This window comes from Prevotella sp. P5-50 (genome assembly GCF_002251295.1).
In the GTDB taxonomy this organism is placed as follows: Bacteria; Bacteroidota; Bacteroidia; order Bacteroidales; family Bacteroidaceae; genus Prevotella.
The window spans coordinates 236,552-251,716 of record NZ_NPJA01000019.1 but is presented as its reverse complement, the minus strand read 5'-3'; the positions used below and the strand labels follow the sequence as shown (position 1 = coordinate 251,716).

10 protein-coding genes are annotated in these 15,165 nt (G+C 48.1%); 9 read left to right on the top strand and 1 reads right to left on the bottom strand.

What is annotated here, in order from left to right; genetic code table 11:
- Positions 1-80: 80 nt before the first annotated feature.
- Genes CIK88_RS04765 through CIK88_RS04725 form a run of 9 tightly spaced genes read left to right on the top strand, consistent with a single transcriptional unit; the run spans position 81 to position 13,714 of the window.
- Positions 81-2,222, top strand: coding sequence for a TonB-dependent siderophore receptor (locus CIK88_RS04765; RefSeq protein WP_094435048.1), 2,142 nt, complete (start codon positions 81-83; stop codon positions 2,220-2,222).
- Positions 2,209-3,312 (top strand): sirohydrochlorin cobaltochelatase, encoded by a 1,104-nt coding sequence (locus CIK88_RS04760; protein WP_094434891.1) that lies wholly within the window; start codon positions 2,209-2,211, stop codon positions 3,310-3,312. Before CIK88_RS04765 ends, CIK88_RS04760 begins: the two co-directional genes overlap by 14 nt.
- A gap of 30 nt (positions 3,313-3,342) precedes the next feature.
- Positions 3,343-5,403: a TonB-dependent siderophore receptor gene (locus tag CIK88_RS04755; protein WP_094434889.1), complete on the top strand. Its 2,061-nt coding sequence runs from the start codon at positions 3,343-3,345 to the stop codon at positions 5,401-5,403.
- Complete coding sequence (gene cobJ, locus CIK88_RS04750) at positions 5,400-6,809, top strand: precorrin-3B C(17)-methyltransferase (RefSeq protein WP_094434887.1); 1,410 nt, start codon at positions 5,400-5,402, stop codon at positions 6,807-6,809. The genes CIK88_RS04755 and cobJ overlap by 4 nt, the downstream gene beginning before the upstream one ends.
- Before the next feature lie 13 nt (positions 6,810-6,822).
- Positions 6,823-8,019, top strand: a complete 1,197-nt coding sequence (cbiE, locus tag CIK88_RS04745) for a precorrin-6y C5,15-methyltransferase (decarboxylating) subunit CbiE (protein ID WP_094434885.1) — start codon at positions 6,823-6,825, stop codon at positions 8,017-8,019.
- Complete coding sequence (gene cobM / locus CIK88_RS04740) at positions 8,004-9,755, top strand: precorrin-4 C(11)-methyltransferase (protein ID WP_094434883.1); 1,752 nt, start codon at positions 8,004-8,006, stop codon at positions 9,753-9,755. The genes cbiE and cobM overlap by 16 nt, the downstream gene beginning before the upstream one ends.
- Complete coding sequence (gene cbiD / locus CIK88_RS04735; RefSeq protein ID WP_094434881.1) at positions 9,752-11,479, top strand: cobalt-precorrin-5B (C(1))-methyltransferase CbiD; 1,728 nt, start codon at positions 9,752-9,754, stop codon at positions 11,477-11,479. Before cobM ends, cbiD begins: the two co-directional genes overlap by 4 nt.
- 26 nt (positions 11,480-11,505) lie before the next feature.
- On the top strand, positions 11,506-12,663 hold the full coding sequence (locus tag CIK88_RS04730) for an ABC transporter substrate-binding protein (RefSeq protein ID WP_094434879.1): 1,158 nt from the start codon (positions 11,506-11,508) through the stop codon (positions 12,661-12,663).
- 13 nt (positions 12,664-12,676) lie between these two features.
- Positions 12,677-13,714: an iron chelate uptake ABC transporter family permease subunit gene (locus CIK88_RS04725; RefSeq protein WP_371591505.1), complete on the top strand. Its 1,038-nt coding sequence runs from the start codon at positions 12,677-12,679 to the stop codon at positions 13,712-13,714.
- Between the two features lie 73 nt (positions 13,715-13,787).
- Here CIK88_RS04725 and CIK88_RS04720 read toward each other — a convergent pair whose 3' ends face one another.
- The gene (locus CIK88_RS04720) at positions 13,788-15,137 is read right to left on the bottom strand and encodes a glutamate synthase subunit beta (protein ID WP_094434876.1); all 1,350 of its coding nucleotides are present in this window, start codon (positions 15,135-15,137) and stop codon (positions 13,788-13,790) included.
- Between the last annotated feature and the right edge of the window lie 28 nt (positions 15,138-15,165).

Sequence of the window (15,165 nt, the reverse complement as noted above, 5' to 3'; positions counted from 1 at the left end):
CGCCCAGACAAGACATTGCGCCCTCAGGATTAAGGGTTGACAATTTCCTATTTTATTTTAGAATGAATTATAAGGGTATTATGACTTGCAGAAACATTGCGGGTCTGCTACTTGCTATAGTAGTGTGTCCGCCGGTTTTAGCACAGAAAACCATTGAGAGCAAGGAGTCGCTGCAAGAGGTTGTGGTGACAGGAACTGGTACGCGCCACTTGTTGAAAGATGCTCCGGTACAGACCGAAGTCATCAATCGGCAGGTGCTGAAAACCTTTGCCGGACGCAGCATCGAAGACATACTCTCCCAGTTGTCAGCATCGTTCGACTTCGAACAGGGCGACATGGGATCGCAAATGCAGATGAACGGACTGGGCAATTCCTATATCCTAATACTCATCGACGGTAAGCGCCTGCATGGTGATGTAGGCGGACAAAACGACCTCGGACTTATCGATCCCAACAATATTGAGCGCATCGAGATTGTCAAGGGTGCCTCGTCGGCACTCTATGGAAGCGATGCCATAGCCGGAGTCATCAATATTATCACCCGTAAGCATAATGAAGGCGTGATGCTTGAAAACAAGACACGCTACGGATCGCATAACGATGTGAGACAGCACAACGGCATTGCCCTGCGCTTTGGACAATGGAAATCATACACCAACTTTCAACTTCAGCACAACGACGGATGGCAGAATACCGCCACCGAACATACACCAAGTTCGGCAACACCCGTCACCGACTCGAAAAGCAAAACTGCAAACGAGTTTACCAATTGGCAGATAGCAGAGCGGTTGGCATGGAATCCTACCCAACAATTAGAACTCTATGCCGAAGGATCATGGTATCAGAAGGGTATATACCGCAAGAGCGGCAAATATCCCAAATATGATGTCTATAACTACGACCTAAAGTATAAGAACGCTTCAGCCGTTGCCGGCATGCAATGGACCACTAATCGCGGTGACCTCGTCACGGCAGATGTCAGTTGGAACAAACATGCCTATTACCACGCTTTCACCTCGACAACACTGGCAGAAGGCTTCGATGAAGATGGCAACTTCATTCTCGACTACCCCTATTTCACCGGACAAAAACTGCTGATGAGCAATCAGGAGCGCACCATGTTTAATCTAAAAGGTGTGTTTGCACTCACCCCAACCAACAAACTCAGCGCCGGTATTGAGGCACGCTACGATTATCTCAAAGCTCCTGCAAGCATCAAAGGACGCACCGCCGACGATAATACCGAGGCCATCTATGTGCAAGACGAACTCCAACTGCTGCACATCCTCCAGGTGACAGCCGGACTCCGACTCAACCGCAACGAGAGTTTCGGATGGAAACTTACCCCCAAACTCTCTACCATGCTTAAACTTGGCGACTTCAGACTTAGAGCATCGTGGAGCCAGGGATTTAAGACACCCACCATCAAAGAGCTCAATTACCAGTATGCACGCGACATGAGCGGCATCATTCTGTTTTTGGGAAATCCCGACCTGAAGGCACAAACCAGCAATTACTTCTCGCTAAACGGCGAATATACCATAGGTCATTTCAACGTATCTGTTACGGGATATTATAATAAGGTGGATGATATGATAGCCTTGGTAACCATACCCAAGAGCGAAGCACCAGACGTTTACCGCCAACAGTATGGTGAGATGCTCAGTAAAGTGCGTCGCTATCACAACATGGAAGATGCCAAAACCTATGGTGTGGATGTCAATCTGCGATACACCACAGACCATCTGAGTATCGGGGCAGGGTATAGTTACCTTGATACCAAAGCCAATATCTACGACACCACACACGACAGAATGGTCAATGTCACCATCGATGGCATGGCACACCATAAAGCCAACGTCTTCGCTACATGGAACCATCAGTTTGCCACCAACTATCAGATGGGTGTCGGCATCTATGGCAAGATGTCAACCAAACGCTACTATCAGACCAACGGCAACGGTAAGGGATACCAGATATGGCGTCTCAGCACCACCCACGACCTTGGAAAAAGCAAACACATGACCTACCGTATAGAGGCTGGAGTGGATAATATTTTCAACTATGTGGATAAAACTCCACACGGATTACACCTCGGTACCAATACATCGGGTACTACGCTTTTCGCCTCGCTGACTGTCAGATTTGCGAAAGGAAAGAAGATTAGAAACATTTTTAATAATCAACATTATAACAAACAAAAAGACAATGAAGAAGATTAAATTTCTCATGATGGCAGCCGTAGCATTGCTGACTGCCTCAACATTCGTTGCTTGTGGTGACGACGACGATGACTCCAAGGGCGGACAACTGTCAAACATGGAGCGTTACCAGCAGGAAGTAGATGCTACCGTTAAGTCACAGAAGAAAAACGACAAGGCAATTCTCGTCGTTGCATTCGGTTCGACATGGCAGCAGGCATACGATGCTTTCGACCTTACCGTAGAGGAATACAAGAAAGAATTCCCTGGTTACGACGTCTATCTGTCGTTCTCTTCAGCTATCTGTATCAACCGTGCTATGGCTGGCGAACACGTAAAGCCCCGCAACTTCTATGAGCCAAAATACTGGCTGGAGGCTTTCGGACGTGTGCAGTATAAGGAAATCATCGTTCAGTCTATGCAGGTGATTCCCGGAGAAGAATACACACGTGTCATCAATGCTATGAAAGACTTCGCTAACAACTCTAACGGCGACCTCGACGACAAGTATCTGAGCACCATGACCCTTAAGCTGGGCTATCCTCTGATGGCTGAATATCCTTCAGATGTGAATAAGTTGGCTAAGGCACTCAACGACAACTTCAGTTCTTATGCACAGAAAGGCGCTATGTTGTTCATGGGTCACGGTAACCCCGACACCTACGATACCTACAAAGCTAATGTTCGCTACACCCAGTTGGAAACAGCCCTGAAGGCTTACAACTCTAACTACTATGTAGGAACTGTTGATATGAAGGAGAACTTCAAAACTCACGTTCACCAGCGCATGGCCAACGATGGCATCACCAGCGGTAAGGTATATTGCGCTCCGCTGATGTCTATCGCCGGTGACCACGCCCACAACGATATGGCTGGTGACGACGATGCTTGGGACAATGGATTTGAGACCAACGACGAAGGTGAGGTTGAAGACACCAGTTGGAAGATGTATTTCAAACACATGGGATACACCATCGAGGACGATAGCTATACCGACGACAAGGGAATTGTAAAGGGTCTGCTTGAGTTTGCCAATGTCCGCGCACTCTATAAAGCACACACCAAGAACGCTGAAACTGTGGATTACTATCACTCAAAGAACCCCGAATAAACCAGAAACAAACATAAAATCTGATAAACTTTGAAGACCAACAGACTACTCGTTATCTTCGCCTTATCAGTAAACGCAATAGTTGCATCGGCACAGATCCACAGCAAAAGCGGATCGGCAGATGCTGACAAACAGATGAGCCTCAATCCCGTTGTAGTGACGGGGTCGGGGCATCATCAGCGTTTGGGAGTCACTGCTACACCGGTGCACGTACTCTCGGCGAAGGAAATCAAAGAGCAGGGCATCACTACATTTGCTGATGCGCTCACACATACTATGCCGCAACTTTCCATGGCACCTAATGCCATGGGGTCGCAACTCCGTTTGAACGGACTCGGAGGAAAGTATATTCTCATCCTCATCAATGGACATAAACTCAGTGGAGATATCTCCAACAACGCAGATCTCAATCGCATCAACATGGCAAGAGTGAAGCGTATAGAGGTACTCGACGGTGCGGCAAGTTCACTGTACGGCAGCGATGCCATCGCAGGAGTAATCAATATCATCACAGACCAACCTACAGGCAATCTTGTCAGTGCCACTTCCAACTCGCGGGTAAGTGGGAAAGGACAGTTTACCGAGCAGGTCAATGTAGATATCTATAGCCATGGATTCGGATCATACACCTCCTTTTCACACGATAGGGCAGACAGTTATCGCATCAACCCACTGGAATATGTGAAGGGAGAAGAGGACAAAACACAGCAATCGCTGTCGCCCTTGTTTACTGGATATAGAAACAATCTGGTCAGTCAGCGCTTCACTTGGCAGACAACCAAGCAACTGGCATTCAATGCGGGTATGGAGTATGGATATAAAAAGACTGACCGTCCCAATACAAACCCCGACATCACCGGTGGTCTCGACTATGAAATGCGCTATAAATCGCTGCGCTGGAATGTGGGAGGAATATACAAATGGAACTCAAGAAACTCCATTCAGACGGATTTTACAGTAGATCGTTACCGCTATGGAAAGGAGTATGACGTAGAAACCAAAACCTACAAGGTGGGCGATTATGTGCAGTCGAAGAAGCAACGCACCATGGATGGCGAGGTGAAAGCCATACTCGGACTCACCCAAAACTCTACAACCATCTTCGGTGTTGATTGGCGCAACGATATGTTGGTGACTACATCAGGAAACATAGACAATAATGCCTATACCCTTTCTGGTTATGGACAGCACGAAATGGCATTGCCACTACACCTCAAAGCTACCGTTGGTGCACGCTATACCTACCATAAGGAGTTTGGTAGCAGACTGACACCAAAGGTGGCACTGATGTTTAGCAACGGACCTATACGACTCAGAGCAACCTATAGCAACGGATTCAGAGCTCCCGGACTCGACGAACTCTATTACCGTTACTTCTCTGTCAATCGCGGAAAACCACAGGTGTCGTTTGGCAACAAAAACTTGAAATCGGAAGCCAGCCACTATGTATCGCTGGGAGCAGAATATCGCGTTAGCCGCTTCTCGCTGTCGGTCATGGGTTATATCAACCGCATCAACGACATGATTATCAAGGATAATATCAAGCTCACTGACCCATTGCGTGAGATGCTGAAGGCTGAATTTCCTGAAATGACAGATGAACAAGCCAACAAAATGACGTCTTATGCACACTATGTCAATAGCGACAAGGGTGATGTGAAAGGACTACAGGTCAACATCTACGCTAATCCTGTCGATGGATTCAACTTCAATGTGAACTATGCCTATACCTATGCACAATCGAAATCGGGCGACGAATGGCAGATTCTCGACCGCAGTATCAAGAATGCACTTACGCTGTCGGCAAGTTATAGCCGCGCTTGGGGCATCTACCGCTTGTCGGCTAATGTCAATGGCAGACTACAATCGAAAACCTATTATGCGGCTTACGAGGATGCACCGGGCTATGGGGTGTGGAATATCAATACCACACACACCTTCTCGCTGGCTCGCCATCTGACCGTAGAGCCCAGTTTGGGTATAGACAACATATTCAACAAGACGGACAACCGAATAGACAGCAGCCTGCGACGCTATGCACTCTATTCACCGGGACGTATGTTGGTAGCTGGATTAAAAATTAAGTTATGAAACAAATCATCGTTGTAGGAATAGGTCCGGGAAGTATGGACGACATGACAATGGCTGTGCGAGAAACCCTCGCACAAGCCGATGTCGTGGTGGGATATAAGTTCTATTTCCAGTTTATAAAACCCTTGCTGCCCGATACCGCACAGTGTATCGACACTGGAATGAAGCGTGAGTATGAGCGTGCAAAAATAGCTTTTCAACTGGCAGAACTGGGCCATCAGGTGATTGTCATGTCGTCGGGCGATGCCGGCATCTATGGCATGGCATCGCTGATATGGGAGATGAAGGCGAAAAGTCAGTCGGATGTAGAGGTTATCGTGCATCCGGGCATATCCGCTTTTCAGAAGGCAGGCGCCTTGTTGGGCGCTCCTGTCAGTCACGACTTCTGTGTGATTTCACTCTCTGACCTGATGACTCCATGGAATCTTATAGAACGTCGCATCACTGCGGCAGCACAGGCAGACTTTGTGACTGCCGTCTATAACCCACGTTCCAACGAGCGCTATTGGCAGTTGGGACGTCTCAAGGAGATATTCCTCAACGCGGGCAGAAGTCCTGAAACCCCCGTCGGCTATGTCAGGCAGGCTGGGCGTGAAGGAGAAACGGTAGTGCTTACCACGCTCGGAAAGCTCAATCCGGATGATATTGATATGCTGACCATCGTCATCATAGGTAATTCGCAGACCTTTGCCTTTGCCGACAAGATGATAACACCGCGTGGCTATATACAGAAATATGGTCAGAAAGAGAGTGAAAAGTCGATAGGTGCGGGTATTATGACCGAGAGTTTTCACACTATTCTATCAGAGCTGCACCGCAAAGACTATCCCACCGACCATCGTTGGCTATTGCTACATGCCATCCATACCACTGCCGATTTCGAAATGGAGAATGTGCTCTATACAGATCAGGGTGCTGCGGAGTGCATCTTTGAGCGTATCAGACAAGGAAAGCTCAAGACCATCGTGACCGATGTCACCATGGTGGAGAGCGGCATACGCAAGGGTGCTTTGCAACGGTTAGGACTGGAAGTGAAGTGCTATCTACACGATTCAAGAGTGGAACAGATAGCAGCCCAACAGCATATCACACGGACACAGGCTGGCATACGACTGGCTGTGGAGGAACATCCCGATGCACTATTTGCCTTTGGCAACGCACCTACAGCACTTATCGAACTTTGCGAACTGATGCGTAAGGGTAAAGCACGACCGCAAGGTATCGTGGCTGCACCTGTTGGATTCGTACATGTGAAGGAGTCTAAGTATATGGTGAAGAGTTTTGCTGACGTACCCAAGGTCATTGTTGAAGGGCGCAAGGGTGGCAGTAATATTGCTGCAACACTGTGTAATGCCATCATGACACTCGACGACGCCATTCAACTCGTGCCGGGAAGAGATTTATAATAAAACACAATCGATGATGTTACAGTTTACAGTCATAGGTATCAACGACCATCCCAATCCAGTATTTCCTTCAGAAGTGGAACAGCTTATCGCTACATCGACGGTGTTTTCGGGTGGAAGCCGACATCATGAAATCATGGCGGAACGGTTGCCACATGGTGCACAGTGGATAGATATCACCGTTCCGCTTGCGGATGTGTTCAGGCAATATATGGCATGTGAGGGACACATCGTGGTGTTTGCATCTGGCGATCCATTATTCTATGGTTTTGCAACAACGTTGAAAAGACAGTTTCCTGAGGCTCCAATCCGCGTCGTACCCACGTTTCATTCCCTCCAAATGTTGGCACATCGACTCGTTTTGCCCTATCACGACATGACGCTTGTATCGCTCACAGGAAGACCATGGAATGCCCTCGATGCGGCACTGATAACTGGAAAACAGAAGATAGGATGTCTCACAGACCGTCACCATACGCCGGCTACCATTGCACAGCGCTTGCTGGACTATGGTTATGACAACTACGAAATAGCCATTGGCGAACACTTGGGAAACCCACAGACGGAGCATATCTGTCAAATCAGTATTGAACAGGCGGCATCGCTCTCTTTTGAACAACCAAACTGCTGCATACTGTTGCAGAAAGAATTCCGTGAAAATGTTCCCATGGGAATACCCGACGAGGATTTCTCCATACTTGATGGCAGACCCAAGATGATTACCAAGATGCCCTTCCGACTGTTGAGCATCCAACAGCTGGGACTCCATGCCGATAGTGTGCTGTGGGATGTGGGATTCTGTACTGGTAGCATATCGATAGAAGCCAAACGGCTCTATCCCACAATAGATATTGTGGCATTTGAAATAAGAAAGGAGGGGGAGGCGCTCATGCGCGAGAATACGCGCCGATTTGGTACTCCAGGCATACAGACTGTCATAGGCGATTTCATGCTGCAGCATCTTGATACGTTGCCCAAACCTACCAGTGTGTTTATCGGAGGACATGGCGGAAAACTCAAAGAAATGATGGCAAAACTCTGTGAAGTGTTGCCATCGGGAGGCTGTATGGTGATGAACTGTGTGACGGAAGAGAGCAACAGACTCTTTGAAGAAGCCTGTCAGAGCCTTCCGCTCACACCACAAACGCCATTACACCTGACACTTAACGATTATAACCCTATAACAATAAGGAAATGCATCAAGCAATAATTATCCTTTCGGAAGATCAGCGGATGCTGGCAGAAACGATGGCCAGAGAGACCGATGCCGATATCTTGTCGGTAAAAGACGTGGAAAAAAGCTGGAAATACTACGAGGCTTTTGTATTTATTGCCGCGCTGGGCATCTGTGTACGTACGATAGCACCGCTCTTGGAAGACAAGCATACTGATCCTGCAGTGGTTTGTGTAGATACCTGCGGACGCCATGCCATTGCCGTGGCATCAGGACATGTGGGGGGTGCCAACGAACTCACCCGGCATATTGCACATATCATAGGGGCAGAAGCTGTCATCACTACGCAGAGTGACTTAAATGATTTGTGGCCTCTCGACATATTGGCACAACGCTTTGGATGGGTCATGGCTGATACACACATCAATCAACAGATTGCTCTGTTTGTTGCCCAACAGCCTACCGCATTGTTGTTGGAAACAAGAGACAAGGGTACTGACTGGATGGAAAGCCATTGTTTGCCACACGTCAGCGTGTTCTATCATGCGGAAGACATCGACATGGAACGCTATAAACTACTTTTGGTGGTGGGGCCTGTAATGCCCGAAACTCAATTGCCGACCGTGTGGTATTCGCCTAAGTGCCTGCATGCCGGCATCGGACTGGCACATCAAGCGCCCATCACTCACTTGCAAAGCATCTGCAAGTGTATCAGTGATCATCGCATCATGCAGCAGGCAATCGTCGCTTGGCATACTATTGATGTGAAAGCTGACGAACCTATCATACGAAAACTACAGGAAGAAGCGCCTGTGCAACTATTGACTGCCGACGAACTCAATACCAAGGAGGTGCCCACACCCAGCGCAGTGGTGGAAAACCACGTAGGCACTAAGAGCGTTTGTGAAGCTGCGGCTATGTTGGGAGCAGCCACCAACGACTTGTTGATGACCAAGCAGAAGGGTACACACTGGACACTTGCCATGGCTGTCGAACCTCGCTATGAACGTCGTGGACACGTGGAAATAGTTGGGGCAGGCCCCGGTGATCCTGATTTGGTATCTGTGCGCGGACGCCGTTTCTTAGAGACAGCAGACCTTATATTATATGCTGGCAGTCTTGTACCGCGCGAACTCACGCTCTGTGCGAAGGATGGGGCTGTGGTGAGAAGTAGTGCTTCGATGGCATTGGAAGAGCAATGCGAACTGATGAAATCGTTTACCGACCGTGGACTCTTAGTGGTGAGACTCCATACGGGAGACCCTTGTATCTTTGGAGCTATACAGGAACAAATGGCATTCTTTGATGACAATGCCATCAGTTATCATATCACACCGGGCATATCATCGTTCTTGGCGGCTGCAGCAGAGTTGCGCTCGCAGTTTACCATACCTAAGCGTTGCCAAACGATAATACTTACACGCGGTGAAGGGCGTACGCCTATGCCTGAAAAGGAAAAACTGCATCTCCTCGCACGAAGTCAAAGTACGATGTGCATCTTCCTCAGTGCATCTATTGTGGATGATGTGCAACGGCAGTTGTTGCAGGAGTATCCGTCCCATACACCCGTTGCTGCATGCTACCATCTGACGTGGCCTGACCAGCATATCTACCGCGGCAGGCTCGATCAGCTATCTGCTATTGTCAAAGATAACCATTTGACATTGACCACCATGATTGTTGTGGGAGAGGCTATCGATAATCGACATGGATTGTCGGAACTATACAGCAGTCATTTTACACATCTTTTTAGAAAAGCTACAAAGGAATGATACTGGTATTGGGAGGTACCACAGAAGGACGAAAAGCCGTTGCCGAACTGGAAGAGGCTGGTAACATTTTCTACTATTCCACGAAGACGGGAGAGCAGGAAGTGGAACTTTGTCATGGCATTGCCATACAAGGTGCCATGACAGAAGAGGCTATGTTGGCGTTTTGTCAACAGAAGCAGATACGTCTGCTGGTGGATGCTGCCCATCCTTTTGCCACCATACTGCACTATACGGTGGCAAGGGTGGCAAATCAATTGCGGTTGCCCGTCATCAGGTTTGAACGCATCTTTCCTCCACGTGATACGGACATCACATGGGTGGATTCCTATGACGACGTGGTACAACTATTGAGCAAACAACCTGGAACGACAGTGGAAGCCACTACGGGGGTACAGAGTATTGCCCGGTTGAAAGTATTGGAAAACCATGGCATCAAGATGTATTATCATATTCTGGACCGACCATCGAGCCTGATCAAGGCTTTGGCTTGTGGTGTGAGCATGGATCAACTCATCCGATACGGACAGGAAAATCAACTCCATGCAGATGTCATGATACTGAAGGAGAGCGGACTTTCGGGTGGTTTCCAACAAAAGGTGGATGAAGCCAGACGGCGCAATATGAAGATGATTGCTATCCGCAGACCAGCTATGCCGCAGTCGTTTCAGAGTGTAAACGGTGAACATGGACTGCGATTGATGGTAGAAAAACTGTTGCCTGAGTTCTTTCCGCTACATAGCGGGCTGACTACGGGTACTTGTGCTACTGCTGCTGCTGTGGCTGCCTATCGTCAGTTGATGGGCAAACAACAAACCGATACGGTCGATGTCATGCTGCCCAACGGTGAGACAATACCTGTGGCGGTGGGTTATGGCATGGGGTATGCGTATGTGATCAAACCAAGTGGTGACGACCCTGATATTACCAAAGGAGCGGAAATACGTGCTGCGGTGACCTGTACAGGACAGCCGCTTTCCATCAAAGGTGGTGAGGGTATCGGTCGTTTCACACTTCCTGGTTTTGATTATCCACCAGGTGAAGCTGCCATCAACAAGGTGCCGCGACAGATGATACACCGTAATCTTCATGAGGCATCGGTATGTGTGACGCTGTCTGTAGTGGGAGGTGAAGAACTCGCACAACATACGTTTAATCCACGATTAGGCATTGAGGGCGGTATCAGTATCGTTGGTGTGTCGGGCATTATCAAACCTTTTTCAGAGCAAGCCTTCGTTGATAGCATCCGCAAATGTATGACAGTGGCAAAGGCTGCAGGTTTTGATACGGTTGTTATCAATAGCGGTGCGAAAAGCGAAAGAATGGTTCGCAACCGCTTTCCAACATTGCCAGCACAGTGTTTTGTGGAGTATGGCAACTATATCGGTGATACCTTGAAGATTGCGCAACAATTGCAGTTTGCGCAAGTATGTTTGGTGATGATGATGGGCAAGGCGGTGAAATTGGCAGCCGGACATCTGGATACCCATAGCAAGCGTTGTACGATGGACAAAGACTTCATTGCTAAGATGCTGGCAGAGGCTGGATGTGATGAGAATGTGTGCCGTAGGGCGCTGCAAATGACTCTGGCACGTGAACTATGGACTATCGTGCCCGCCGACCGCCAACAGGCTTTTATCGATGTGTTGACTGGTTATTGCTATCGGGTGTGTCATCCGTTGTTGCCCAATGGACAGTTGGAGATCATTATATTGAATGAAGAATAACAAAACAAACATAATAACTGACGAACATGAAGAAGTTCTACATTTATCTTTTCATCGCTTTCCTTGCTGTAACAGTGGGGTGTACAGGCAATAAAAAACAACAAGATGGGCAGTCTGCCGAACTGTCAAAAGCTACCGACAGTCTGAGTATAGTACAGCCAAAATATGCCAAGGGATTCCATGTGGAATATCCCGGTAACGGCATCCGATTAGTGGAAGTGAAGGACCCACAGAAAGGAAAAGGTATGACCTATCGTTTTGCACTTGTCAATAGAGGTGCCACTGATGAGATTCCTGACGGATATACTAAGATAGAGGTACCTGTGCGTAGTGTCGTACTGATGACCATGTTGCAACTTTCAAACTTTACTGTCCTTGACGCTACGCAAGTGGTGAAGGGTATTACGGGTACAAAAAATCTCTTTGATAAGCAGATCAAGGCTCGTGTCAAAGCTGGTGATATTGTGAAAATAGGTATGGAAGGCAACTTTGATCCCGAACTGGTGATGGCTGCCAAACCTGATGTGATCTTCATATCGCCATTCAAACGAGGTGGTTATGATGCCATCAAGAAGACTGGTGTGACGCTTGTGCCACATCTCGGCTTTAAGGAACTCGACCCGTTGGGACAGGCTGAATGGATTAAGTTTGTGGCTCTTTTCGTAGGCAGGGAGCGTGAAGCAAATACTGTTTTTCAGGAGATTGCCGACCGCTATGAGGCGTTGAAGGAGAAAGTGGCAAAGGCTAATGACAAACGTCCTACTGTGTTTAGCGGTGAAATGCACGGTGGTAACTGGCATGCTGTAGGCGGAAAGAACTATTTGGCACAGATCTTCCGTGATGCAGGTGCAGACTATGTTATCCAAGACGATAATACCGGAGGTGAGCCCATCGACTTCGAAGCGATGTATGTCAAGGCTGCGCAAGCCGACTATTGGCGTATTCTGAATAGTTTTCCGGGTGACTTTTCCTATGAAGCACTTGCTAAATCGGAACCTCGTAATAAGCTCTTTAAGGCTTATAATGACCGCCACGTGATCTATTGCAATATGAAACGCCAACCGTATTACGAGATTTCTCCTGTCTGTCCTGATAAGGTTTTGGCTGATTTCGTTGCCATTTTCCATCCCGAACTCATGCCGAAGGATTACAAACCGACATTCTATCATCTGTTGAAACAATAATATAGCTATACAAGTGAAACATCGTCCTGCCATCATGATGGCTTTCACTCTTGTGGGAGTGGCCGTCCTTTTCCTGTTCAACATCCTTATCGGAACGGTAACGATACCTTTGCGTGCCGTGACAGACATACTCCTTGGACTCGATACTACGGGATATGATGCCACGGAGGTTACCATCTGGAGTAATATTATATGGAACTCACGATTTCCACAGACGCTTACGGCGCTCTTGGCAGGCGCAGGTCTGGCGGTGAGTGGACTTCAGATGCAGACCGTTTTCCACAATCCTTTGGCAGGACCGTCGGTGCTTGGTGTGTCTAACGGTGCTTCGCTTGGTGTGGCATTCGTTGTGCTGTTGAGCAGTTCCATTGGTGGTGTGGCATTGAGTAGATTGGGTTATGTGGGCGATGTAGCTATGACTATTGCCGCTATGGCTGGTTCATTGCTCGTATTAGCACTCATCATATTTGTGGCAAGATACGTACAGGGAAATGTTACGTTGCTACTTATCGGTGTGATGACTGGTTATCTTGCCACATCTATAATAGGCATTCTGAAATTTTTCAGTGCTGAAGAGGATGTCAAGGCGTATGTGGTGTGGGGATTGGGATGCTTCACACGCACCAGTGGCACACAACTTATGGTCTTTACCGTTATGATGGCGGTGTTGTTGCCTATGAGTATGCTGCTCATCAAGTCGATGAACATGTTGCTATTGGGAGATAATTATGCACGAAATTTAGGACTTGATATCCGTCGCTCACGCACCTTGATTATCGTTTCTTCGGGTTTGCTTGCTGCTGTAGTGACTGCCTATTGCGGTCCTATCATGTTTATTGGATTGGCTGTACCCCATCTGGCGCGTGTTTTGTTTCGCACCTCAGACCATCGATGGTTAATGCCTGCCACCTTGTTTTCTGGTATTATGCTTACGTTGATATGCTGTTTGTTGTCGCGATTGCCCGGTTTTGAAGGCGCTCTGCCCGTCAATAGTGTGGCAGCACTGGTAGGTGCTCCTATCGTGGCGATGATGCTTATCAAGCGTAAATAGCAAATGAAAGCGTGCAGACACGAATGGATTCGGTCTGCACGCAATGGTTTTTGTGTTTGTATTGTTTGTGATGTTATTTCTTGAGGAAGTCATCCACCTTGGCGGCAGTCTGTTTACCGCTTGCTAATGCACGTACCACAAGACTGGCGCCATTGGCAGCATCGCCGCAAACGAAAACATTCTTGGGATACTGTGGATGTTCGGGCTTGAGGAATCCCATAGCGAGTAATACCAGTTCGGCTTTGATAATCTCTGGTTTTCCCTTTTCCACCATGAGTGGACGACCGCCCTCTGGATCGGGTTTCCAATCTATTTCTTGCACGCGTACACCAGTCAGTTTACCGTCCTTGCCTATGAATTCAAGTGAATTGATATTCCAGCGACGGGTGCATCCTTCCTCGTGGCTACTCGTAGTTTTGAGAGTTCTGGGGTATGCAGGCCATGGATTTTTAGGATCTTCTGGTCCTACAGGTGGCTTAGGCATGATTTCTATCTGTGTCACGCTCTTACAACCCTGACGGTGGGCTGTACCAATACAGTCGCTACCGGTGTCACCGCCACCAATGACGAGCACGTCTTTACCCTTAGCGGTGACGATTTCGTCTTTCTTAAACTCTATACCATCGAGTATTCTATTCTGTTGTGAGAGAATGTCGAGTGCAAAGTGAACTCCCTTGAGTTCGCGTCCGGGAATCTTCAAATCGCGTGCTGTTGGTGTACCGGTGGCAATCACTACGGCATCAAACTCGTTGGCGAGCGACAGATGCTGTAGGTCGATATCGGCTTCAAATACAAACTTAATACCTTCATCATACAACACTTTCATGCGTCGGTCTATAATGGCCTTGTTGAGTTTGAAGTTGGGAATACCATAACGCAACAGACCTCCGGCAGCTTCATGACGGTCATAGACGGTCACCTCATAACCCTTTAGATTCAAATCATTAGCTGCTGCTAGGCCGGCAGGACCTGCTCCGATGACAGCCACGCGTTTGCCGTTGCGCTTGGGATGGTGGGTAATAACATAACCCTCACGGAATGCGGCTTCTGTGATAGAGGCTTCATCTTCTCGGTTGGTAGTGGGTTCGTGTTCTATCAAATTGAGAATGCACGCTTTCTCGCACAATGCTGGGCAGATGCGTCCTGTGAATTCAGGGAACGGATTGGTGGCATTGAGTAGCCGATAGGCAAGTTCCCAGTCTCCACGATACAAAGCATCGTTCCATTCGGGTGGTTTGTTGCCCAGCGGACAAGCCCAGTGGCAGAATGGAACACCACAGTCCATGCAGCGTGATGCCTGTGCTTTGCGTTCCTTGGTATTGAGCGTTTGCTCCACTTCACCGAAGTCGTGGATACGGTCATGTATTGGACGATAGCCAGCTTCTTGCCGGTGTATCTCTAAGAATGCTTTTGGATTTCCCATAGTTGTCTATTGTCTTTCTGTGCTTCAA